We start from the raw sequence: 24,014 nt of genomic DNA on the forward strand, positions 1-24,014 counted from the left end.
TTTATCTAGAAAGATATATATTTTGTGTATATATGGATATTATCTAAAAGTATTTTGGTTAAATTTAAATGATTTTAAATCAAAAATATTAATTAAATTAATGATTTGGGGAATTATTTATGAATACGCCAATTGTAATATTAAATTATAAAACTTATTTAGAATCTAGTGGGGAAAATGCATTGGAGTTAGCTCGTGCATTAAAAAGTGCTTCAGAAGAATCCGGTATCACTATGGTTGCAGCTCCACAGGCAGCTGATATTTATAGGGTTCACGATCAAATTTCTTTACCTATTTTTGCACAGCACATTGACCCAATTACTCCTGGAGGACATACAGGTTCTAATTTAATTGAAACTTTAATTGAAGTAGGCATTAACGGTAGTTTAATTAACCATTCTGAAAACAGGATGAAATTAGCTGATATTGATGAAGTTATACAATTGTGTAAGCAACATAATATTGAATCCTGTGTCTGTACAAATAATATTGCAACAAGTAAAGCAATAGCTACTTTTAATCCTGATGCAGTAGCTGTAGAACCTCCAGAACTTATTGGTAGTGGAATTCCAGTATCTCAGGCACAACCAGAAGTTGTAGAAGACTCTGTTAAAGGAGTCAAATCAATCAATAAAAAAATCAAAGTCTTGTGTGGTGCAGGAATATCTACTGGAGAGGATATGAAAGCTGCAATGGATTTAGGTGCAGATGGAGTTTTACTAGCTTCCGGAATTGTTAAAGCTGAAAATCCTAAAAAAGCTTTATTGGATTTAGTTAGTAAATTATAAAAACTTGTATTTTTATAAATTTATTTATATTTAATATTTTGAGTGAAATGATGGCTGATAAATTTAATACAATTGACGACTTTGATGTTGAAAATAAAACTGTGTTAGTTAGAATTGATATTAACTCTCCAGTTGATCCTAGTTCTGGGATTATATTAGATGATACAAGATTAAAATTGCATGCTAAAACAATTAAAGAATTATCTAATAAAGGAGCTAAAGTTGTATTGCTTGCTCATCAAAGCCGTCCAGGTAAAAAAGATTTCACAGATTTATCTCAGCATGCTGATGCATTATCTGATCTTTTGAATTTAAGAGTGAAATATATAGATTCTATCTTTTCAAAATCTGCAAAACAAGCTATTAAACAACTAAAACCACATGAAATTCTTTTACTTGAAAATGTAAGGTTCTTTTCTGAAGAATCTTTATCCAGATCTGCTGAAGCTCAGGCAGAAACATTACTGGTTAGGCAATTGTCTCCGGTAATTGATTATTTTGTTAATGATGCATTTGCAGCAGCTCATAGATCTCAGGCATCTTTAGTAGGTTTTACTGTTAACACTCCTTCAGCTGCAGGCAGGGTAATGGAAAAAGAACTGACTGTAATTCAGAGTGCTTTGGATAATGTGGAACATCCCTGTGTATTCCTGCTTGGTGGAATGAAACCTGATGATTCAATAGATGTTATGGAAAATGTATTAAGTAACGGTACTGCAGATTCTATTTTAACAACAGGTATTGTAGGAAACATTGTTCTTTGGGCTGCAGGTGTAGACATCTGTGAAGTAAACAAGAATTTTATAATAAGTAAAGGATATGAATCAATGGTTTCCAAAGCCAGAAATCTTATTGAAAAATTCGGAAATAAAGTAAAATATCCTATTGATGTAGCTATTGAAAAAGATGGCGAAAGAAAAGATGTTGATTGTGATAATATTCCTAATGAAGCTATTTTTGATATTGGTGTAAAAACAATTAGTTATTATGCAAAAATAATCCGTGATTCTAAAACAGTATTTGCAAATGGTCCTGCAGGAGTATTTGAAAATCCTAAATTTGCAATGGGAACTGAAGATTTAATTAATGCTATGGCTAAATCAAATGCATTTACACTGATTGGTGGTGGCCATATTGCTGCAGCTACTTCAGCTTTAGGTTATGAAGACCAAATGAGTCATTTAAGCAGCGGAGGTGGAGCTTGCATCAGTATGCTTGCAGGTAAAAAACTGGCTGCTGTTCAGGCATTAAGGGATTCAGCAAAAAATAGTAAAAATTAACTATTTTTCGCTTTAAATTCTTTTAATAAATTTTCACTAGCTGTTTTTGGATTTTGAGAATTCATGATGGCGCTGACAACAGATATTCCATCAATTCCACAGTCATTTAATTCATGTGCATTTTCCCGAGTGATTCCTCCAATAGCTACAGCAGGAATATCAACAGATTTTACTATTTCTTTTAACTCTTTTTTAGATACTGATGTCGCATCGTCTTTTGTATTTGTCGGATAAACTGCACCAACACCTATGTAATCTGCACTGTCCTTCTGAGCTTTTTTAGCTTCTTTAATATTTGCAGCAGATACTCCTAAGATTTTATCTTTGCCAATCAGTAATCTTGCTATCTGTGCAGGCATGTCACTTTGTCCGATGTGTACGCCCTCAGCATCAATAGCTAGAGCAATATCAATTCTGTCATTGATTATTAGAGGCACATTATATTTTTGTGTAATTTCCTTAACTTTCAAAGCCAAATTATAGAAGTCTAATGTTTCAGCTTTTTTTTCTCTAAGTTGAACTACACTGACTCCACCTTTTAATGATTCTTCTATAATATTTAAAAATTTTTCTTCATCTTCACTGTTGTTAGTTACAAGATAAAGTGATAAGTTCAGGCTGTTCATAATATCTCAATGTTGCTTTTGTTAATTAAAGTTTGACTATCTAATTTATATAAATAGTCTATTAAATAAGCTCTAAAGCTTCCTGTTCCTGCATTTTCATTGTCTACTTTAGCTCTTGCTTTTTCACCGGCTATTGTCATTAATAATGCTGCAAGTAATGTTCCTTCAAGAGGATTGGTAGCTCCAATACAACTTCCTACAATAGATGACAGCATACAGCCACTGCCTGTAATTTGAGGCATCATTTCATCACCATTGTCAATAGCTATTGTAGTTTCACCATCAGATAAAATGTCTATTGGGCCACTGGCTAATATTACTGTATCCAAGTTAGCTGCAAGTTTAGAAATGATTTTAGCATTTTCATTTAAGTTGTCTTTAGTTATAATATCACTTTCAGATACATCTACGCCTTTTGCAGTATTTGATTCGGAAATTATTCCAGTTAATTTGGCTATTGTTTTTATTTCAGTTATATTTCCTCTAATAGCTGTTAATTTATAATTTTCAATAAGTTCTAATGTTACTTTATTTCTTAATTGACTTATTCCTACTCCAACTGGATCAAGAATAACTGGGGTGTTTATTTTATTTGCTTGAGCAGAACTAACTTTCATAGCTTCAACTTGTTCATGACTTAATTTTCCAATATTTATTACTAAAGCATCAGCTATTGAGACAACTTCAGCTACTTCTTCAATATCTTCAGACATAATTGGAGAAGCACCAATAGCCAATACTGCATTTGCACAATCATTTACAGTTACAAAATTAGTTATGCAGTGAGTTAATGGATTTTTGTTTTTTAATTCATCTAATAATTTTGGTATTTTTTGAAGTAATTCTTCTTTATTTATCATGATTTATAATTATAAAACTTTTAGTATATAATATTTGATGTGTGTATTTTTTGAATTAAGTTTAATTTAGGGAGTATTTTTTGTTTTTTATTGAACAGTTATCATTATTTTTAAAAGTTCATTGTTTAATTTCATTATTTTTTGAGTATTAGAAAAGTATTTAAATAAGTTTATACAAAAGTTTATTTGTTACATTAATTTCATTATGCCTCGATAGCTCAGTCTGGTGGAGCGCGAGACTTGTAATCTCGTGGTCGCGGGTTCAATTCCCGTTCGGGGCTTTCTATTTTGTGTTTTTTAGTACACATATTATGATTACATTTTTTTCAAAATATTGTAATCAATAACATTTATATACTATGAGGTATAAAATAGGTAATGTATGATGTATTGTTATGCATCTAGTTTGTATTAAGTGGGACCGTAGGGTAGCTTGGTCGATCCTTTGGGCTTTGGGAGCCTGAGACTCCGGTTCAAATCCGGGCGGTCCCATTTCATGTCCCGCCTTAGCTCAATTTGGCAGAGCGTTGGACTGTAGATCCAAATGTTGCTGGTTCAAGTCCGGCAGGCGGGATTTGATTACTTTATTAAATTGATTATATTTATGGTTGTGGAAAATTAATTTTTCCGAAACCTTTATATATGATACTAAATATAGTAATTAATGGTGTATGGTTAATACTGTTTGATTAGCTATACTGTATTTTAAGTATTTCCTGCCTTGGTGGTGTAGGGGCTATCATGTGGGCCTGTCGAGCCCGCGACTCGGGTTCAAATCCCGGCCAAGGCGCTTAATATTTAAATGTTGTATGTGAGGGCCCGTAGCTCAGTCTGGCAGAGCGCTTGGCTTTTAACCAAGCGGCCGCGGGTTCAATTCCCGTCGGGCCCGTTTTCTAATTTTATATTTTAACTTTTCTAGCTGGAGGAATTATATATTGACAATTAATATTCAAGAACATATGCTTGTACCTAAGCATGAAATAATGACTGATTCTGAAATTGAAGATTTAAAAAATAGTGCTGACTATGATATTGAAAATCTTCCTAGAATTAAAGTTGATGATCCTGTTGTAAAAGCTATTGATGCTAAAGAACATGATATTTTAAGGATTACTCGTGAGAGTGATACTGCAGGTACTTTTGTTACTTATCGTATTGTAAAAAGTTAGTTATAATGTTAGAATAGTAAAATTTAGTATAATAAGTTTATTTCTGTATTTTTTTATTGTTTTTGGAAATTCATTATAATAAATTTGAACTTAGTTTGAGAGGAATTATCTTAATAGAGATAGTTAGGAGTAAATTAAGAATAATAATCAAATGAAGAATTTTAATTAGGTTTCCTAATCTTATTTTTATTAGTTAATTATTTTTATGGTGTTTTATAGAATGCTGGAGGAAGTCCATGACAGAGAATAACTGGAAATTAGTTGATGCATTTTTTGATAAATATGATTTAGTTGACCATCATATTAAATCATACAACGATTTTATAAATAATGGGATTCAAAATATCATAGATATTACTGAACCTATTACTTTAGAAAATGGTAAATATACTTTAAAAACAGGTAAACTCTTTATTGAAAAGCCATTCACTAAAGAGGCAGACGGTTCTAAAAGTATGATTTATCCTGCGGAAGCAAGACTTAGAAATTTAAATTATTCTGCACATATGTATCTTGAGATGGCATTAAATGAAGAAGGGGAAGATAATCCTTTAGAAAAAGTGTATATTGGAGAATTACCAGTAATGCTTAAATCTGATATTTGTCATCTTCATGGTCTTAGTGATGAAGAATTAATTGAACAAGGTGAAGACCCTCAAGATTTAGGTGGTTACTTTATTGTAAATGGTTCTGAAAGAGCTGTTGTAACAATGGAGGAAATTGCACCAAATAAAATTATTCTTGAGCGTATTGGTGAAGTTGAAGATAGAAGAGCTAAAGCTATTGTAACCTCTATTAAAAGTGGTTTCAGAGCAAGAATTTCTCTTGAATATAAAAAACCACGTAAAAGCGGTGTATTTTTAAGAATTTCTTTCCCTTATGTTCCGGGGGAAATTCCACTTGTTATTTTATTAAGAGCTCTTGGTTTAGCTACAGATCAAGAAATTATTACTGCAATTTCCAATGATCCAAATTTCCAAATGATTATTGCAGATGATATTCAGGTATCCCTTTCTCAGTTGAAATTAGATCAAAAAGAAATGGATGGCATGACTAAGGAAGAAAGAAGACAATATTTACAATTAGCAGCTATTAAATACATAGGTAACCGTGTAGCTAAAGGTATGACTGAGGAATACCGTGTTAAACGTGCTGAAGATGTAATTAATCGTTACTTATTGCCTCATATGGGTATTGAATCAGAAAGACGTGAAGCTAAAGCTACTTATTTAGCTGAAATGACTGAAATGTTACTTCAGGTTATTGATGAGCAAAGAGAACCTCACGATAAGGATCATTATACAAATAAAAGACTTAGAGTATCTGGAGATTTAATGGAAGATTTATTTAGAGTTGCTTTTACAAGTTTAACTAGAGATATGAGTTATCAACTTGAAAGAAGTATCTCCCGTGGTAAAGAGCTTTCCATCAAACAGGCAGTTCGTAGTGATGTTTTAACTGAAAATATTAAACATGCTATTGCAACTGGTAATTGGGTTGGTGGAAGAGCTGGTGTAAGTCAATTATTAGATAGAACTAGTTATATGGGTACTCTTTCTCATTTAAGACGTGTTGTATCTCCTTTAACAAGAAGTCAACCTCACTTTGAAGCAAGAGATTTGCACCCAACACAATTCGGTAAAATTTGTCCGAATGAAACTCCAGAGGGTCCTAACTGTGGTCTGGTAAAGAATTTAGCTTTAATGTGTAATATTTCTGAAGGTTCTGATGAACAGGAAATCATTGATGTTATTAAAAAAATGAATGTTTTAGATGATTAAGGGAAAGATAATATGGATAGTGCTAAGATTTATATTAATGGGGAGCTTTTAGGATACTGTAAAGATCCGGAAAGTTTCACCAATGAAATGAGAGAAAAAAGGAGAAATGGTAAGGTTTCTCATGAAATGAATATTACTTATTATGATAAAAATAATGAGATTTATATATTCAATGACCCTGGTAGGGCAAGAAGGCCGTTAATCATTGTAAAAGATGGCAAACCAGTTCTCACAGATAAACATTTAGAGAAAGTAGCTAAAGGTGAATTAAAATGGGACGATTTAATAGACAATGGTTTCATTGAATACTTGGATGCCGAAGAGGAAGAAAACTCCTATATTGCTATGAGTATTGCTGATTTAAATGAAGAACATACTCATTTGGAAATTGACCCGGCTACTATGCTTGGAATTTGTGCAGGTATTATTCCGTTTTCCGATCACAATTCTTCACCAAGGAATACTATGGAAGCAGGTATGACAAAACAAGCATTAGGATTATATGTTTCTAACTATGCATTACGTACAGATACAAGGGCTCACTTATTACACCATCCGCAAACTCCTATTGTAAAAACACGTATTATTGATTCAACTAATTATGACAAAAGACCATCAGGTCAGAACTTTGTTGTAGCTCTTATGTCTTACGAAGGATACAACATGGAAGATGCAATGGTTATTAACAAAGGTTCTCTTGAAAGAGGATTAGCTAGGTCTTCATTTTTCAGAGCTTATGATACTGCTGAAAAAAGGTATCCTGGTGGACAAGAGGATAAATTTGAGGTTCCTGACAAAAACATTAAAGGTTACCGTTCCGAAGATGCTTACAGGCATTTAGATGATGATGGTGTTGTTAACCCTGAATCATATGTTGAATCTGGTGATGTATTAATTGGTAAAACTTCACCACCAAGATTCTTGGAAGAAATCGATGAATTTGGTACTGTAGCTGAAAAAAGAAGAGAAACTTCTGTAACAGTCAGACACGGTGAAAAAGGTATTGTCGATGCTGTTCTTTTAACTGAAACTGTTGAAGGAAGCCGATTGGCTAAAATCAGGGTGAGGGATACCAGGCAACCTGAGTTCGGGGATAAATTTGCATCAAGGCACGGTCAGAAAGGGGTTCTTGGTTTAATATTATCTCCTGAAGATGTTCCTTTTACAGAATCTGGTGTTGTTCCCGATTTAATTGTTAACCCTCACGCTATTCCTTCCAGGATGTCTGTAGGACAAGTGCTTGAGATGGTAGCTGGTAAAGCAGGCTGTCTTGAAGGTGAGCGTGTTGACGGAACTCCATTTAACACAGAACTTGAAAAAGAAATCAAACAGCAACTTAAAAATCACGGATTTGAATCTGCAGGTTGTGAATCATTATATAATGGTGTAACCGGAGAAAGAATCGAAGCTGAAATATTTGTTGGTGTTGCATATTACCAAAAATTACACCACATGACTACTGATAAAGTTTATGCTCGTTCAAGAGGTCCTGTACAAGTTCTTACCCGTCAGCCTACTGAAGGAAGAGCTCGTGAAGGTGGTTTAAGGTTTGGAGAAATGGAAAGAGATTGTCTTATTGCACACGGTGCAGCTCTTACCTTAAAAGAAAGGCTTTTAGATGAGTCTGACAAATATGAAGCTATTGTCTGTGAAAATTGTGGTATGTTAGCAGTATATGATAAGAATAAAAATAAAAAATACTGTCCAATTTGTGGAGATGTTGAAACTTATCCGATAGAAATTTCATACGCATTTAAATTATTATTAGATGAACTTAAGAGTTTATGTATTTTCCCTAAATTAGTTTTAGGAGACAAAACATAATTATATTAATATGAAGGAGTCAATATTTTGAAAGGATTTATAAAAAAAATCAAACAAATTAACTTTGGGCTTATGTCTCCTGAGGATATTCGTGAAATGTCAGTAGTTAAAATTGAAACTCCTGATACTTACGATGAGGATGGTTATCCTATTGAGAATGGTTTAATGGATCCTCATTTAGGGGTTATTGATCCAAGTTTAAAATGTAGGTCTTGTGGTTATAGAGGTGGAGAGTGTCAAGGGCACTTTGGTAGTATTGAGTTGGCTAGGCCTGTTATTCATGTTGGTTTTGGTGATGTGATTCATAAGATTTTACGTTCAACATGTAATGAGTGTGGTCGTGTTTTATTAACTGATGATGAAATCTTTAAATTCACTGAAAAGATTAAGGATGCTCAGAATCATCATGAAAATTTAACTAAGCTTTTAAAAGAGATTTATAATGAGGCTCGTCGTGATGTTTGTCCTCATTGTGAAGCAGCTCAGGATGATATTACTATTGATAAGCCGGTTTCCATTGTTCAGAAAATGGAGGGTGAGGATTATAAATTAACTGCTAGTGAAGTTCGTGAAAGGCTTGAAAGGATTTCTGATGAAGATGCTTTTGTTTTAGGTGTTAATCCGGAAGTAGCTAGACCTGAATGGTTAGTGTTAACAGTTTTACCTGTTCCTCCAGTTACTGTAAGGCCTTCTATTACTTTAGATACTGGTGAAAGGTCTGAAGATGATTTAACTCACAAACTTGTTGATATTTTACGTATTAATCAGAGATTAATTGAAAATATGGAAGCAGGTGCTCCTCAACTTATTGTTGAAGATTTGTGGGAGTTATTGCAGTATCATGTAACTACTTACTTTGATAATGAGGCTAGTGGTGTTCCTCCTGCAAGACACAGGTCTGGAAGACCTTTAAAAACTTTGGCTCAAAGGTTAAAAGGTAAAGAAGGTAGGTTCAGAAGTAATTTGTCCGGTAAAAGGGTTAATTTCTCTGCCCGTACTGTAATTTCACCGGATCCAAACATCAGTATTAATGAAGTTGGTGTTCCTGAAATGATTGCAAAAGAGGTTACTGTACCTGCTTATGTAAATGACTGGAACATGGATGAAATGAGAACATATATTGAAAACGGTCCTAATGTTCATCCTGGAGCCAACTATGTTATAAGAACTGACGGAAGGAAAATCAGGGTTTATGATGAAACTAAAGACATGATTTTAGAGAAGTTGGAACCTGGTTATATTATTGAAAGACACCTGAAAGATGGGGATATGGTTTTATTCAATCGTCAGCCTTCTCTTCACAGAATGTCTATGATGGCTCATGAGGTAAGGGTTTTACCTTATAAAACTTTCCGTCTTAATTTATGTGTATGTCCTCCTTACAATGCAGATTTCGATGGAGACGAAATGAACATGCACGTTTTCCAAACTGATGAGTCTCGTGCTGAGGCTAAGTCTTTAATGCGTGTACAGGAACATATTTTATCTCCAAGGTTTGGTGGACCTATTATTGGTGCTATTCACGATCACATTTCCGGAGCATATCTTTTAACAAAACCGGGATCTGAATTTACAGAAGAACAGGCGCTGCAAATAATCAGAAAATCACATTTATTCAATAATGAAAATGTTGACCCTAAACACTTAAAACGTAAACATGAAAACTGGACCGGTAAAGAGTTATTCTCTTTATTACTGCCTGATGATTTGAATCTTGTTTATAAGGCTGAGATTTGTCAGAAATGTGATGTCTGTAAAGAGGAAGCTTGTGACATTGATGCTTATGTTGTAATTGAAAATGGTGAACTTAAACATGGTGTTATTGATGAAAAAGCTTATGGTTCTTTCTCTGGACGTATTTTAGATAAAATTGTTAAAGAGTATGGTCCTGCTAGAGCCAGAGAATTCTTAGACAGGTCTACTGATTTGGCTATCTGTGGAATTATGAAAACAGGAATTACCACAAGTACCAATGATGAGGAAATTCCTGAAGAAGCTCAGGAAAGGATTAATGAGCATTTAAGAGAATCTGAAAATAAGGTAGATAAATTAGTTGAAGCATATGAAAACGATTATCTTGAAGCTTTACCTGGTAGAAGCCTTGAAGAAACTTTAGAAATGAAGATTATGCAAGTGCTTGGGGAAGCTAGGGATGTATCTGGTCAAATTGCAGAAAACTACCTTACTATGGAACACAACCATTCTGTAGTTATGGCACGTACCGGTGCTAGGGCATCTATGTTGAACCTTACTCAGATTACTTCCTGTGTAGGACAACAGTCTGTTCGTGGTGGCCGTATCCACAGGGGTTATATTGACAGGACTTTACCTCACTTCCGTAAAAATGAGTTAGGTGCAAAAGCAAAAGGATTTGTACATTCCAGTTATAAAAAAGGTTTGGATCCAATTGAATTCTTCTTCCACGCTATGGGAGGAAGAGAAGGTCTTGTAGATACAGCGATTCGTACAGCACAATCCGGTTATATGCAAAGAAGACTGGTAAATGCACTTCAGGATTTACAAGTTAAACCATCCGGACTTGTTACTGATAACCAGGGAATGGTTATTCAACTTATGTTTGGTGAAGACGGAGTAGATCCGGCTAAAAGTGACTTTGGTAAAGCAGCTGACTTAAATAAAATCATAGATGAAAATAGGTTAGGAGATGCTAATCCAAACTATGATTCAGGTGTTGAACAAGAGGGTAAATAGGTGTAACTATGGATGATGCAATAATTAAAAAAGTGGAAGATGCTTTACTTAAAGCTGAAATAAACTTTGATGCAAGATTTGTTGAAAACGGAATTGTTGACCCGTCAAGTCGTGTAAAATTCCCTGAAAAATATGTGGATGATTTAGCATCTGCTTATGTTAACAGACATTTATCTGACGATGAGTTAGATATGCTTATTGGAGAGCTTAAAACTGCCTATGAACGAGCTCATGTTGAAGCTGGTGAGGCTGTTGGAACAGTAGCTGCACAATCTGTAGGTGAACCAGGTACTCAGATGACTATGCGTACTTTTCACTATGCAGGGGTAATGGAATTAAACGTAACATTAGGTCTTCCAAGACTTATTGAAATCGTGGATGCAAGAAAAAAAATAGCTACTCCAACAATGGATATTTACTTTACTGAAGAAAAACGTCAGGATGAGGAATTCGTTAAAACTTTAGCTAATAAAATTGGTAAAAGTACTGTAAACGATGTTCTCAGTGATTTCAGTTTAAATTATGCGGATATGAAAGTTGAAGCAGTTTTAGACGAAAGAAAAATTGAAGATAAAAGACTTGATCTTGAGGAAATTCTTGCTAAAATTCAGAAAAACTTTAAAAAAGCTGATATTAAAAAGGATAATCTCAAGATTGTTGTCGAACCGCCAAAACGTGAAATTAGGGAGCTTCGTCTTTTAGCAGACAAATTCCGTGATTTACAGATAAGTGGTATTAAAGACATTGGAAAAGTCATTATCCGTAAAGATGAAAGAGAATGGATTATGCACACTGAAGGTTCTAATCTTAAGGATATTCTCTCTATGGACGGTATTGACACATACAGAACTACTACAAATGACATTCATGAGATAGAAACTGTATTGGGTATTGAAGCAGCTCGTCAATCAATTATTAATGAAGCAAGAAATACTCTTGAAAACCAAGGTCTTAGTGTTGATGTTAGACACATTATGTTAGTTGCAGATATTATGACTTCTGAAGGAGAAGTAAAATCCATTGGTAGACATGGTATTAGTGGTGAAAAATCAAGCGTTTTAGCTCGTGCAGCTTTTGAAGAAACTGGTAAACATTTACTTCGTGCAAGTATTCGCGGTGAAGTTGATGATTTAACTGGTATCATCGAAAATATTATTATTGGACAACCAATACCTCTTGGTACCGGTTCAATCGGTGTCAAAATGGCAAATAAAAATGAATAGGAGGCTAGATGATGGACGTAGATAGAAGTATCAGGGTAGCTGTCGATACTGGTGATGTGACATTAGGCTCTGAAAAATCAATTCAATCTTTAAAATTAGGAAAAGGTCAGCTTGTAATTGTTGCTGCAAACACTCCTAAAGATATTGTTGAAGATGTTGAATATTATACAAATCTTTCAGATATCCCATCATACACTTACGAAGGTTCAAGTGTAGAATTGGGTTCTGTCTGTGGTAAACCATTTACAGTTGCTACATTAATCGTTAACGATCCAGGAGATTCTACTATATTAGATGATTTGAGGTAGATTCATATGTCTATTAAATTCACTGCAAATGAAATTAGATACATAGCTCTTTTTGAAAACATGACTGGAGCAATGGTTAAAGATTGTATTATCGATGATGAACATGGTAAAGTCACATTTGTCGTGAAAAACGGTGATATGGGATTAGCTATTGGAAAAGGCGGAAGCACTGTTTCCAAAGTTCAAAGAGCAGTAGATAAAGGAATTGAAATCGTTGAATTATCCGACGATCCGATTCAATTTATTAAAAATCTTTTATCCCCTGCAGAAGTACAAGGTGTTAAAGTACTTCAGAAAGAATCAGGTGAAAAAATAGCTACTGTTACAGCAGATAATACCAACAAACGTATTGCTATCGGTAAAAACGGTGTCAATATTGAAAGAGCTAAGTTAATTGCAAAAAGACAACACAATATAAACAATATTATTTTAAAATAGCTATATTTAGCTATTTATTTTTACTTTTTTAAAATGAGATGGAAAATCTATTTTGCTTTTTTATTGTAATATGACTATTTTTCCTGTTTTTAAATCTTTTGAATTAAATTTTAATAATTTAACAATTTTAAATGGTTTAATTTTTAGAATACAAATATCATAATCGATATTTTTACCAATAATTGTGGGAGAGTATTTTTTTCCATTTATTAATTCGATTTTTAAATTATCCGTATTTTCTACGACATGTGTATTTGTTATAATATAATTATTTTTTAAAAAAAGCCACTACCACATAGTTTATTTGTTGTTGTTTTTTTTGAGTCTGTAAAATTTTATAGGCTTATTTGATTTTAATGTGTTTTTCAGTCCAATATTGCATTTGATAGTCTAAAAATGTCAGGATTCCATTTTTGGTTTTGTATATTTTCTTTATTTTTTCAGGATTGGTTTGTCTGTAGTAATTTTCGACTTTATTGGATGTTTTTTCTATATTTTCATCATCAAGATATTCTACGTATCTGTGGGAGTGATTTATGATGTGTTTTCTTATGAAATCTTTTAAAACAACTGGTATGGCTGTATATTTTTGTAAAATATTGTTTAAATTGTTCTATTGCTTCTTTTTTTGATTTTTGTCTGAAACAGTTTTTTAATTCTTGTGCATTTTCGTAAATATGGTCTCTTTGTTTTCCATTAATCTTGTTTCTTCTACAATATACTTTTAATTTTATGGTTTATTGTTTGAAACAAATGAAATATGCACAATTGATGTTTTACTCCTATTTCATCTGCTACATTACGATACAGTGGGAATAAATCGGTTGTTAGGCAAATGAATGGTTTATTTTCTGTTGATTCTAAGATAAATTTTTTCGTGTTTTTTGGTATTCTGCGACGTACTATTCGTTCTGTGACTGGAATATTGAGTATTGCATCAAATAAAGTTAATCTGTAGTGTCTAGTTCCATTAAGTCTTAAAAATTGCTCATCATATAAATAATAGCCAGAATATTCAAATTTTTCATTGCTGATGCTTTCTTCGTGATTTTTGTCAGACCAGTTCTTGATTGTTTGATGAGATATTCTGATTCCAAGGAATATTATGAAAGTATTTACTTATTTTTATGAAGTGATTGGTACCCTATTTTCATTATTCCTGGAATTTTATCCATTATTTCTTGTAAAAATTGTTTATTTTCACCAATTAATGGATTATTGTATATTTTAGAATTTTTTTCCACATTTTTTGCATTGATATTGCTGTTCTTTGAATTCTGTTGTTTTTCCATTAGTATTTTGTTTGTTTTTCTTTATTGTGCCTTTTTTGATTATTTTGTGGCTTCCACAAACTGGACAAATGGGATTATCATATTTAAAAGTATTATTTTCATCTAAAAATAGTTTATGATTAGTATTTTCAAAATTAAGTGTTTTATTCAATCTTTTCTGAAATGATTTTTTCTTGATCAATTTTTTCATCAAAAAAATCATAAAGTTTAAGTTGTATGAAGTCTATATTACTATTGAGGGCAGATTTGTTTTGTTTGCTCATAAAACATTATTTGTCCTCACTTATTAAAGTAATTTACTATTTTTAAATCATTTATATTAAAATTAAAGAAAAATTAGAATGAAATTTCATCAAAATGAAAGTTCAACTGTAAAAAAATTCAAAAACAAATAAGCCTATAAAATTTTACAGACTCTTTTTTTTAAAAAACCTTTCTTTTTTGAGGTCGTGATTTTAACTACATTTTGTTTAGCATTTTCAATTGTAGTTATTATTTTATTTTCTATATTCATTAAAATTCACTTCCGTTCCTTTAATTATCATTTTTTTAATAATTGTTAATTTAAATGGTATTTTATTTTCAATTTTCATTAATATGTTTAAATCATCTGTTGTAAATCCTTTTATAATCATTAATGTGATTAAATAAATGGGGAATAAAAATAATAATCCTATGTAGAATCCAATTAAGTTTTTGGGTAAAATTAATAAAAATATAGTGATTATTATTCCAGCAAATAATATTTTTAAATAATGGCCCATGTTAAATTTTAAGGAAATGTGTTTATTTAAATAGATTAATGAAATTAATGTCATTGTTGCTGTTGTTAATGTAGTGGAGATAGCACCACCATTTACCCCAAAATAAGGGATGAATATAAAGCTTAAAAGTAATATTTGGATAAAACCTCCAATTAAAAGATACATTGAACTTTTTGGTTTACCTGCACCTTGAATCATACTTGAAGTTATTGCAAATATGGAATAAAAAAACATTCCTAATGTTAAAATTGTTAAAACATTTGCACCTTTTGAATAAAATGGTTTGGTGAAAAACATCACTAACAATACTTCTTTAGAAAAAATCATTATAAATAAACATATTGGTACCATTATGATTAAGTTATATCTTAAAGCATTAAACATATATTTTTTAAGTATATTTGTATTTTTTGATGCAAACATTTCAGATGTTACAGGTAATATTGTAGTAGCTAAAGAATTAGAAATCATCAGGGGTAGTCTTGCAATAGGTTCTGCTATTCCAAAATATCCAACTTCAGAGATTGTAATGAATAAAGGCATTATTGTGGTGGTCATACTGTATATTCCTATTTCTGAAATTGTAGTTAAAATAACTGGAATTGAAAATGAGATTATTTTATAAGCAATTTTTATTTCTTCTTTAAAATCCATTTTTAATTTTAACATTCCTTGGAAGACGTCTAAAAAATATTTATGTAAAATTATAATAACTGAGATTAATGAAGAGAAAAAACCAATTACACTACCAAATATGGCACCTACAACTGAAAAACCAAGTATAATTAATACGATAGCTGATAAAATCATAGTGATCTGTTCAATAGCTCGACTAGTTAATATATGTGTCATTTCATATGTTCCTTGAAATATTCCTCTAAATACACCTACAATAGCACTAAATGGGACGATTAAACCTATAATTTGTAAAGGTAGTAATAGTGATTTGTTATTATAAATTTTAACAAGTAAAGGTGCTATAAAAAAAATCATTAATAGTCCAAAAGTTATTCCTAATAAGATTGCAATTTTTATAGAAACTAATATGAGTTTATAGGAATTTTCTTTTTGATTTGTAGCATTATATTCTGACACATATTTACTTATGGTTGGAGGCAATCCTCCTGCTGCTAATGTTTGCAATATATTTTGAAAAGGAGAGATAATTGTTAAAATACCATAAGCATAGTTGTTTAGAAGATAAACCATTAAAAATTTGTATATATATCCACCTATTTTAAAAAATACATTTCCAAATAAAATAGCTAAATTATTTTTAAGAAAATTATTAACCATAATTTCAGCTCATAAATCTACACAATGTTCTAGAATTGGCTTTATTAATTACCAAGTTGTAACTAATATGTAATTTAAATGAATATTGGGGAAACAATACTCATTTTTTAGTTATTATTTGCTTCTAACAATGTTACTATTCGCATAATAATATATATTAGCTTTATTTTGTATTAAATGGGATATAATTTATTTTTCATTTAACAAATCATTATTTGATTAACTGATTGTTTAATTAAGAATGATAATTAATTAAATGATAGTAAAGAGTAATAACTATATAATTGTTAGTATAGATGAACAAGGTTATTATAGTTTTATTTTAAATTTAATTATTTTATAATTTTTTATTTAATGTTTATATAAATTTAAACAAGTTTTAAGTTAATTCAATTGATTTTATCATTTAGAAAAGTTTTGTTAATATTTTAAAATTATGTTTTGATTGTTTTTTTTCATTAAAGTTAATGGGTTTAATTGAAATATACTTATTTTAGAAAATAATCAATTTAAATTACTTATTTTTTCTTTAAAAATAATTTTGCATGTTTTTTATTATTTTTATTATTTTTATTCCCATATTTAAAAAAGTAATACTTTTAACAAAAATAATACTATTTGGATGTGTCCTAAAACTCCCATTTTTTTAATTTTTTTCTATGATGTTTTTATGAATTATTTTGAGATTATGGGCTGTTGTTTCAATATTTAAATTTATAATACATTTTTGTTTTCCCAATCTTTTTAAACCGTTGTAATTTCGTCCTGTTTTTAAAACGCCAAATATTGATTCAGTTATGGGTGTTCTTTTTTTGTAAATTTTTTGCCCATAATCAGAGAAGTAATCATCTTTTAATTTTTCTTTATATGGGTCTACTACTTCAGTTATTTCTCTAACTCTGCTAAAAGTGCATGATTTTAGTTTTGGGCATTGTTTACATTTGGTTGTTGAATATATTTTATGTAATTGCTCATTTATTTTTCTATAATTTTTGAAAGGTAATTTTACTCCTTCTGGGCAAATGAAGTAGTTTTCTACCCTATTTTCTGTAAATTTGCATTTTGCATATTTCTTTTTTGGCCTATTGCTTTTTCTTTCTGCTTCAGTTCTATCGGGAATTATTATTTTTATATTGTGTTTAAAACAGTATTCTAATGCCTTATCTGTATAATATCCATTGTCTATGGTGAAAAATTCTGGTTTTGTTTCCAAACTCATGATTGATGATTCATTCATGTTTATTAATGGTACATAATCATTATTTTGAATATTTACGGTGTTATACATTATCATTTGGTTTTTTGAGTCTGTTGCTACTTGATAATTATAATTGTAACAATATATTCCTTTTTTATCATTTATGAATCTGGATTCAGGATCTCTTAAATTGATGTCATAATTGGTTTTTAAGGAGTAAAAAGTCTGTATTTCTTTTAAAAAATCTAATATATGTCTTTTATTTATGATTTGTTCTAATAATTTTTTTGCGGGATTATTTAGTTTTTTAAGTATTTTATTGATTTTTGATGTCTTAATTTTATTTTCAAAGTAATTTTTAAGGTCTTTTTGAAGTGAATTTTTTTGCTTGTTTTTTCCAATAATTTTTATTTCTTTTTAACTGGCTCGATTGTTTATTCCAGCGTTTACTTTTAAAAAAGTTCCATCAATTTCAATTACTTTATTTGATATTAAATTTAGTTCTTGTCCTTTTTTAACTGTAAAATAGAAGAATTCTGAAATCAATAATTCATTTTCATTTTTGAATTTAGAAATTGTTGATTTACTTGGTTTTTTATTGTTTAAAATGTAATTTAATGATTCATCATTGTTTTTTTTACTGCTTTTTTCATTTTCCTACATGTTCTTATTTCTCTTTCATGACAATCAATTGTTAATCCCATAATTCTTTCTTTTTTACTTTAATTTTATTGTTTTTTCTTTATCTTAATTTTGAAATTAGCTATTGCAAAATTCAGTTTTCATGTTTTTGTTACAACAAAAATACCTGCTCTAAAAAACAGAGTATAGAGTTTATTTTGTATGTAGATGAAAACTAATATAAGCAATAAAAACAAAGAAATAATATTCAAATAAATCTTTGAAATATTTTTTTATTTAATCAAAACTGACTTTCAACAAGTCAAAATAGATACCTTTATTAATGTTAAAAAAGATAAATCATCATAAGATATCGACAATTAATGGAACATAGTTATGTGTGCTTTTTACTATGCTTCCAATAAAAGATCATGATATCTTCATTTTTAGATAATTTAATTGTCTAATTAATTATTATATTATTAACTAGTTATATCTTTGAATTTAGATTGTATTAGCTATTTTTAGCTGTATAAATCGCAGCGGTGGATTCTTAGATATGTTTAATAAAAGTTTAGAGGAAATATTATGCCAGGACTTTTTGCTGCAAAAAAACTTAAAAAAAATAGACAAAATTTTAAGTGGAAAGATGTAGATTACAAAAGGAAAGCTTTAAGATTAGATGTTAAAGCAGACCCTCTCGAAGGAGCTCCTCAAGCTAGAGGAATTGTAATCGAAAAAGTAGGGATAGAAGCAAAACAACCTAACTCTGCTATACGTAAATGTGTTCGTGTTCAATTAATCAAAAACGGTAAACAATTAACCGCTTTCGCACCAGGTGACGGAGCTATTGGATTTATCGATGAGCACGATGAAGTTATGATTGAAGGAATTGGTGGACCATCTGGAAGATCTATGGGAGATATTCCTGGAGTTCGTTGGAAAGTATCTAAAGTTAACAACGTAGCTTTATCCGAGATGGTAAGTGGAAAAATAGAAAAACCTGTAAGATAAGGATGGTATTTTTATGAGTAAATTATTTGATAAATGGGAACTCGATGAAGTCAAAATCGAAGATTTAGGTTTAGTAAAATACATCTGCTTAGATGAAACTCTTGTTCCTCACACTTCAGGTAGACATGTAAAAAGACAGTTTGCAAAATCTAAAGTATCTATCATTGAAAGATTAATGAATAAAATCATGAGGACTCACATCAACTCAGGTAAGAAAAACAAAGCTTACAATATTGTAAAAGATGCATTGGATATTATCAACAAAAGAACTAAAAAGAATCCTGTTCAAGTTTTAGTTACTGCAGTTGAAAATACTTCCCCTCGTGAAGAAACTACTCGTATTAAATACGGTGGTATCGGATACCAAGTAGCAGTGGACATTTCTCCACAAAGAAGGGTAGACCTTTCATTAGGATTTTTAACTAGAGGAACTTTACAATCAGCATTTAAAAACAGAAAATCTGTTGCTGAATGTTTAGCTGATGAATTAATTCTTGCTTCTGAAGAAGATTCCAGAAGTTTTGCTTTACAGAAAAAAGAAGAAAAAGAAAGAGTTGCAAAAGCAGCACACTAATCATATTTATATAAGGTGATTTCTTTGAGTAGAAGAGAGAAAATGATTGCAAAAATTAAGGATTTAATGTATAAACCGGATTCCATCAGGAATATTGGTATCTGTGCTCACATTGACCACGGTAAAACTACATTATCCGATAACCTTTTAGCAGGTGCAGGAATGATTTCCGAAGAACTTGCTGGTGATCAAAGGTTTTTAGATTTTGATGAACAAGAACAAGCACGTGGTATTACTATTGATGCAGCAAACGTATCAATGGTTCACAATTACAAAGATGAAGAATACTTAATCAACTTAATTGATACTCCAGGTCACGTTGACTTTGGTGGGGATGTAACTCGTGCTATGAGAGCTGTAGATGGTGCAGTTGTTGTTGTTTGTGCTGTTGAAGGTATCATGCCTCAAACTGAAACTGTACTTAGACAAGCTTTAAAAGAAAATGTTAAACCTGTTTTGTTCATTAACAAAGTTGACAGATTAATCAACGAGTTAAAATTAGAACCTGATGAATTACAAAAAAGGTTCATTAACATTTACATGGAAGCTAACAAATTAATCAAAAATATGGCTCCTGAAGATAAAAAAGAAGAATGGGCTGTTGATTTCACTGATGGTAGTGTAGCATTCGGTTCAGCTTATCACAATTGGGCTATTAACGTTCCAATGATGCAAGAAACTGGAGTTAACTTCAAAGACATCATTGATTACTGTAATGAAGATAAACAAAAAGAATTAGCTCAAAAAGTGCCATTATCTGAAGTATTGCTTGGTATGGTAGTAGAACACTTACCTTCTCCTAAAGTATCTCAGGAATACAGGGTACCTAATATCTGGGAAGGTGACATTGAATCTCCTGCAGGTCAAGGTATGATTACTACAAGTCCTGACGGACCTTTAGCTGTAATGGTTACTAATGTATCTGTAGATAAACATGCTGGTGAAATTGCTACCGGTAGGGTTTACGGAGGATCAATTGAAAAAGGTACTGAAGTTTACTTAGTTGGATCTCATTCCAAATCCAGAGTTCAGCAAGTAGGTGTATACTTCGGACCTGAAAGAGTTAACACTGATGCTGTACCTGCAGGTAACATTGTATATATTGCTGGTGCAAAAGGTGCAATCGCTGGGGAAACCATCTGTTCTCCTGAAGATAAAATCAAAGAGTTTGAAGGATTAGATCATATTTCTGAACCTGTAGTTACAGTTGCTGTAGAAGCTAAAAATACTAAAGATTTACCAAAATTAATTGAAGTATTAAGGCAAGTAGCTAAAGAAGACCCAACCATTAAAGTTGAAATTAACGAAGAAACCGGTGAACACTTAGTTTCAGGTATGGGAGAACTTCACTTGGAAGTTATCAGTTACAGAATTAAAGAAAAAGGTGTGGAAATCCAAACTTCAGAACCTATTGTTGTATACAGAGAAACTGTATCTCAATTATCTCCACAAGTTGAAGGTAAATCTCCAAACAAACATAACAGATTCTACATTACTGTTGAACCTTTAGAAGATGAACTTTTCAAAGCATTACAAGAAGGAAAACTCAAAGAAGGTAAAGTTAAAGGTAAAGAATCTGCTAATGACTTCATGGAATACGGTTTGGATAAAGAAGAAGCAAGAAAAGTATGGGATGTTTACAACAGAAGCTTATTCATTAATGCTACTCGTGGTATCCAATACTTAGATGAAGTAAAAGAGCTTTTAATTGAAGGATTTGAATCTGCACTTAATGACGGACCTTTAGCTAAAGAAATAGCTATGGGATTAAAATTCAAACTTCACGATGCAAAACTTCACGAAGATGCAGTTCACAGAGGACCTGCACAAGTATTGCCAGCTATTAGAAATGCAATTTATGCATCTATGATGTCTGCTGGTCCTACTTTACTTGAACCTATGCAAAAAGTGTTCATTAACACTCCACAAGATTACATGGGTCCATGTACCAGGGAAATCCAAAACAGAAGAGGTCAAATAGTTGACATGGGTCAAGAAGGAGACATGGCTACTATTGAATCTAAAGTTCCTGTAGCTGAAATGTTTGGTTTTGCTGGAGATATCAGATCCGCTGCTGAAGGTAGATGTTTATGGTCTACTGAAATGTCTGGATTTGAAAGATTACCACGTGAAATGCAAAATCAAATCGTTAAAGAGATTAGGCAAAGAAAAGGCTTATCTCCAGAACCTTATGGTCCTGAACATTATGTAGGATAATTAAAATTTAATTTTTAATTTTTTTATATTTTTTATTTGAAATTACGAAAAAAACATTACATATTTATATGTGAATAATTAAAATTTAAATTAAGCTAAAATTATAAGCTTAATGAATGTTATTTCGATTTATACGAAAAGAGGTATTATTATGGCAAAAACTAAAGAACATATTAATTTAGCATTTATCGGACACGTTGACCACGGAAAATCCACATTAGTTGGACACTTGTTATTAAAAGCAGGTGCAATCGCTGAACAACAATTAGATGACGGAGAAAACAAATTCAGATTTGTTATGGACAAATTAGGAGAAGAAAGGGAAAGAGGAGTAACTATCGACCTTGCTCACCAAAAATTCTCTACCAAAAAATACGACTACACTGTTGTAGACTGTCCTGGACACAGAGACTTCGTTAAAAACATGATTACTGGTGCTTCCCAAGCAGACGCTGGTGTATTAGTAGTAGCTGCAGACGACGGTGTAATGCCACAAACCAAAGAACACGTTTTCTTATCCAAAACTTTAGGTATTAACCAATTAATCGTTGCAATCAACAAAATTGATTTAGTAGATTATGATGAAGCAAAATTCAACGAATTAAAAGACGAAGTATCTGCTTTAATTAAAACTGTTGGATTCAACCCTGCTAATGTTCCTTTCATCCCTGTTTCTGCATTTGAAGGAGACAACATTAAAGATGCAAGTCCTAACACCTCCTGGTACAAAGGTGACACTTTAATGCAAGCTTTAGATAATTTAGCAGCTCCTGAAAAACCTGTATCCTTACCATTAAGGATTCCTATTCAAGATGTTTACTCCATTACTGGTGTAGGTACTGTACCTGTAGGAAGAGTAGAAACTGGTGTTATGAAAAAAGGAGAAAACGTAATCTTCGAACCTGCTGGAGCTTCCGGAGAAGTAAAATCTATCGAAATGCACCACGAAACCTTTGAAACTGCTGAACCTGGTGACAACATTGGATTTAACGTAAGAGGTGTAGGTAAAAACGATATCAGAAGAGGAGACGTAGCTGGTCACGTAGATGATGCTCCTGCTGTAGCTAAAGAATTTGATGCACAAATTGTTGTTTTACAACACCCTGGTGTAATCACTGTTGGATACACTCCTGTATTCCACTGTCACACTTCTCAAGTTGCATGTACTTTCTTAGAATTAACTGCAAAATTAGACCCTGCAACTGGTCAAGTAGCTGAAGAAAACCCTGACTTCTTAAAAACTGGTAACGCAGCATTCGTAAAAGTTAAACCAACCAAACCTATGGTAATCGAAAACGCTAAAAAAATCCCTCAAATGGGTAGATTCGCTATTAGGGATATGGGTCAAACTGTTGCTGCTGGATTATGTATTGACGTTACCCCAGCTAAATAGATTTATAAGTAGTTAATTAAAAGAAAGGATTATTCCTTTCTTTATTTTTTATTTTTGGAGGATAATAATGCATCAAGCAAGAATTAAGCTTACAGGAACTGATCCGGAAAAATTGGCTTATGTCTGTGATCAACTTAAAAAAATCGCTGAAAGAACTGGTGTTGATTTGTCTGGTCCTATCCCATTACCTACTAAAAAATTAGTAGTACCTACAAGAAAATCTCCAGATGGAGAAGGAAAAGCTTCTTGGGAAAAATGGGAACTTAGAATTCATAAACGTTTAGTTGGAATTGGTGCTGACGAACGTGCTATGAGACAAGTCATGAAAGTTAATGTTCCTGATAATGTAAGTATTGAAATAGAACTTAAAGGATAAATATTTAGATTTTTTCTAAATATTTTTCTGTTTTTATGCCGAGATAGTCTAGTCTGGTAAGGCGCAGGACTTGAAATCCTGTGGAGTTTCTCCGCCTGGGTTCAAATCCCAGTCTCGGCGTTATCTTTTTTACTTTTTATATATTTTTTTCTAATTTTTTTTAATAGTGTATTTGCCGAGATAGTCTAGTCTGGTAAGGCGCAGGACTTGAAATCCTGTGGAGTTTCTCCGCCTGGGTTCAAATCCCAGTCTCGGCGTTC

General features: G+C 31.7%; 19 protein-coding genes, 7 tRNA genes and 1 pseudogene. 21 read left to right on the forward strand and 6 right to left on the reverse strand.

Annotated elements, in window-relative coordinates; all coding sequences use genetic code 11:
• Positions 1-119: 119 nt before the first annotated feature.
• Both tpiA and K4897_RS06885 read left to right on the forward strand, forming a co-directional pair.
• Complete coding sequence (gene tpiA, locus K4897_RS06880; RefSeq protein ID WP_250415811.1) at positions 120-788, forward strand: triose-phosphate isomerase; 669 nt, start codon at positions 120-122, stop codon at positions 786-788.
• 47 nt (positions 789-835) lie between these two features.
• Positions 836-2,068: a phosphoglycerate kinase gene (locus K4897_RS06885; protein WP_019264813.1), complete on the forward strand. Its 1,233-nt coding sequence runs from the start codon at positions 836-838 to the stop codon at positions 2,066-2,068.
• Here K4897_RS06885 and thiE read toward each other — a convergent pair.
• Complete coding sequence (gene thiE / locus K4897_RS06890) at positions 2,065-2,694, reverse strand: thiamine phosphate synthase (protein WP_250415813.1); 630 nt, start codon at positions 2,692-2,694, stop codon at positions 2,065-2,067. The two genes, K4897_RS06885 and thiE, sit on opposite strands and share 4 nt — an antisense overlap.
• Positions 2,691-3,554 carry a hydroxyethylthiazole kinase gene (thiM, locus tag K4897_RS06895; protein WP_019266645.1) on the reverse strand — a complete coding sequence of 288 codons (864 nt, stop codon included), beginning with the start codon at positions 3,552-3,554 and terminating at the stop codon, positions 2,691-2,693. Before thiM ends, thiE begins: the two co-directional genes overlap by 4 nt.
• Positions 3,555-3,761: 207 nt before the next feature.
• On the opposite strand from thiM, the gene K4897_RS06900 reads away from it, so the two are divergent.
• The 12 genes from K4897_RS06900 (at position 3,762) to K4897_RS06955 (ending at position 13,009) form a co-directional block, all read left to right on the forward strand.
• Positions 3,762-3,835: transfer RNA gene (locus K4897_RS06900), tRNA-Thr, on the forward strand.
• A gap of 136 nt (positions 3,836-3,971) precedes the next feature.
• Positions 3,972-4,046, forward strand: a tRNA-Pro gene (locus tag K4897_RS06905).
• An 8-nt stretch (positions 4,047-4,054) separates the two neighbouring features.
• Positions 4,055-4,128: transfer RNA gene (locus K4897_RS06910), tRNA-Tyr, on the forward strand.
• Between the two features lie 144 nt (positions 4,129-4,272).
• Positions 4,273-4,344 (forward strand) — tRNA-Asp (locus K4897_RS06915).
• 25 nt (positions 4,345-4,369) lie between these two features.
• Positions 4,370-4,443: transfer RNA gene (locus K4897_RS06920), tRNA-Lys, on the forward strand.
• Positions 4,444-4,489: 46 nt separating this feature from the next.
• On the forward strand, positions 4,490-4,723 hold the full coding sequence (locus K4897_RS06925) for a DNA-directed RNA polymerase subunit H (protein ID WP_019264810.1): 234 nt from the start codon (positions 4,490-4,492) through the stop codon (positions 4,721-4,723).
• 236 nt (positions 4,724-4,959) lie between these two features.
• Positions 4,960-6,504, forward strand: coding sequence for a DNA-directed RNA polymerase subunit B'' (locus K4897_RS06930; protein WP_019264809.1), 1,545 nt, complete (start codon positions 4,960-4,962; stop codon positions 6,502-6,504).
• Positions 6,505-6,516: 12 nt separating this feature from the next.
• Positions 6,517-8,328 carry a DNA-directed RNA polymerase subunit B gene (rpoB, locus tag K4897_RS06935; protein ID WP_019264808.1) on the forward strand — a complete coding sequence of 604 codons (1,812 nt, stop codon included), beginning with the start codon at positions 6,517-6,519 and terminating at the stop codon, positions 8,326-8,328.
• A 27-nt stretch (positions 8,329-8,355) separates the two neighbouring features.
• Positions 8,356-11,040 carry a DNA-directed RNA polymerase subunit A' gene (locus K4897_RS06940; RefSeq protein WP_250415815.1) on the forward strand — a complete coding sequence of 895 codons (2,685 nt, stop codon included), beginning with the start codon at positions 8,356-8,358 and terminating at the stop codon, positions 11,038-11,040.
• An 8-nt stretch (positions 11,041-11,048) separates the two neighbouring features.
• A complete protein-coding gene (rpoA2, locus tag K4897_RS06945) occupies positions 11,049-12,263 on the forward strand; it encodes a DNA-directed RNA polymerase subunit A'' (RefSeq protein WP_019264806.1) in 1,215 nt (404 codons plus the stop codon).
• Between the two features lie 8 nt (positions 12,264-12,271).
• On the forward strand, positions 12,272-12,571 hold the full coding sequence (locus K4897_RS06950; protein ID WP_004033025.1) for a 50S ribosomal protein L30e: 300 nt from the start codon (positions 12,272-12,274) through the stop codon (positions 12,569-12,571).
• Between the two features lie 6 nt (positions 12,572-12,577).
• Complete coding sequence (locus K4897_RS06955; protein WP_004033026.1) at positions 12,578-13,009, forward strand: NusA-like transcription termination signal-binding factor; 432 nt, start codon at positions 12,578-12,580, stop codon at positions 13,007-13,009.
• A gap of 60 nt (positions 13,010-13,069) precedes the next feature.
• Here the strand turns inward: K4897_RS06955 and K4897_RS09160 are convergent, their stop codons facing one another.
• The 4 genes and pseudogenes from K4897_RS09160 to K4897_RS06970 form a co-directional block, all read right to left on the reverse strand.
• The gene (locus K4897_RS09160) at positions 13,070-13,273 is read right to left on the reverse strand and encodes a hypothetical protein (RefSeq protein ID WP_331865170.1); all 204 of its coding nucleotides are present in this window, start codon (positions 13,271-13,273) and stop codon (positions 13,070-13,072) included.
• Between the two features lie 79 nt (positions 13,274-13,352).
• Positions 13,353-14,564 (reverse strand): annotated as a pseudogene (locus K4897_RS06960) (transposase).
• Between the two features lie 234 nt (positions 14,565-14,798).
• A complete protein-coding gene (locus tag K4897_RS06965; RefSeq protein WP_250415817.1) occupies positions 14,799-16,361 on the reverse strand; it encodes a flippase in 1,563 nt (520 codons plus the stop codon).
• A 646-nt stretch (positions 16,362-17,007) separates the two neighbouring features.
• Positions 17,008-17,598: a transposase gene (locus K4897_RS06970; protein ID WP_250415818.1), complete on the reverse strand. Its 591-nt coding sequence runs from the start codon at positions 17,596-17,598 to the stop codon at positions 17,008-17,010.
• A 1,170-nt stretch (positions 17,599-18,768) separates the two neighbouring features.
• Here K4897_RS06970 and K4897_RS06975 point away from each other — a divergent pair.
• The 7 genes from K4897_RS06975 to K4897_RS07005 all read left to right on the forward strand — a co-directional run bounded on the left by K4897_RS06975 (position 18,769) and on the right by K4897_RS07005 (position 24,011).
• Positions 18,769-19,194: a 30S ribosomal protein S12 gene (locus K4897_RS06975; RefSeq protein ID WP_004033029.1), complete on the forward strand. Its 426-nt coding sequence runs from the start codon at positions 18,769-18,771 to the stop codon at positions 19,192-19,194.
• A 13-nt stretch (positions 19,195-19,207) separates the two neighbouring features.
• A complete protein-coding gene (locus K4897_RS06980) occupies positions 19,208-19,768 on the forward strand; it encodes a 30S ribosomal protein S7 (protein ID WP_004033030.1) in 561 nt (186 codons plus the stop codon).
• Between the two features lie 24 nt (positions 19,769-19,792).
• The gene (locus tag K4897_RS06985; RefSeq protein ID WP_019264803.1) at positions 19,793-21,985 is read left to right on the forward strand and encodes an elongation factor EF-2; all 2,193 of its coding nucleotides are present in this window, start codon (positions 19,793-19,795) and stop codon (positions 21,983-21,985) included.
• A gap of 151 nt (positions 21,986-22,136) precedes the next feature.
• Positions 22,137-23,378, forward strand: coding sequence for a translation elongation factor EF-1 subunit alpha (tuf, locus tag K4897_RS06990; RefSeq protein ID WP_049780201.1), 1,242 nt, complete (start codon positions 22,137-22,139; stop codon positions 23,376-23,378).
• A gap of 67 nt (positions 23,379-23,445) precedes the next feature.
• The gene (gene rpsJ, locus K4897_RS06995; protein WP_004033033.1) at positions 23,446-23,754 is read left to right on the forward strand and encodes a 30S ribosomal protein S10; all 309 of its coding nucleotides are present in this window, start codon (positions 23,446-23,448) and stop codon (positions 23,752-23,754) included.
• A gap of 37 nt (positions 23,755-23,791) precedes the next feature.
• A tRNA-Ser gene (locus K4897_RS07000) sits at positions 23,792-23,874 on the forward strand.
• Positions 23,875-23,928: 54 nt separating this feature from the next.
• Positions 23,929-24,011 (forward strand) — tRNA-Ser (locus tag K4897_RS07005).
• Positions 24,012-24,014 lie beyond the last annotated feature (3 nt).

This window comes from Methanobrevibacter sp. TLL-48-HuF1, assembly GCF_023617305.1.
Lineage (GTDB): Archaea > Methanobacteriota > Methanobacteria > Methanobacteriales > Methanobacteriaceae > Methanocatella > Methanocatella intestini.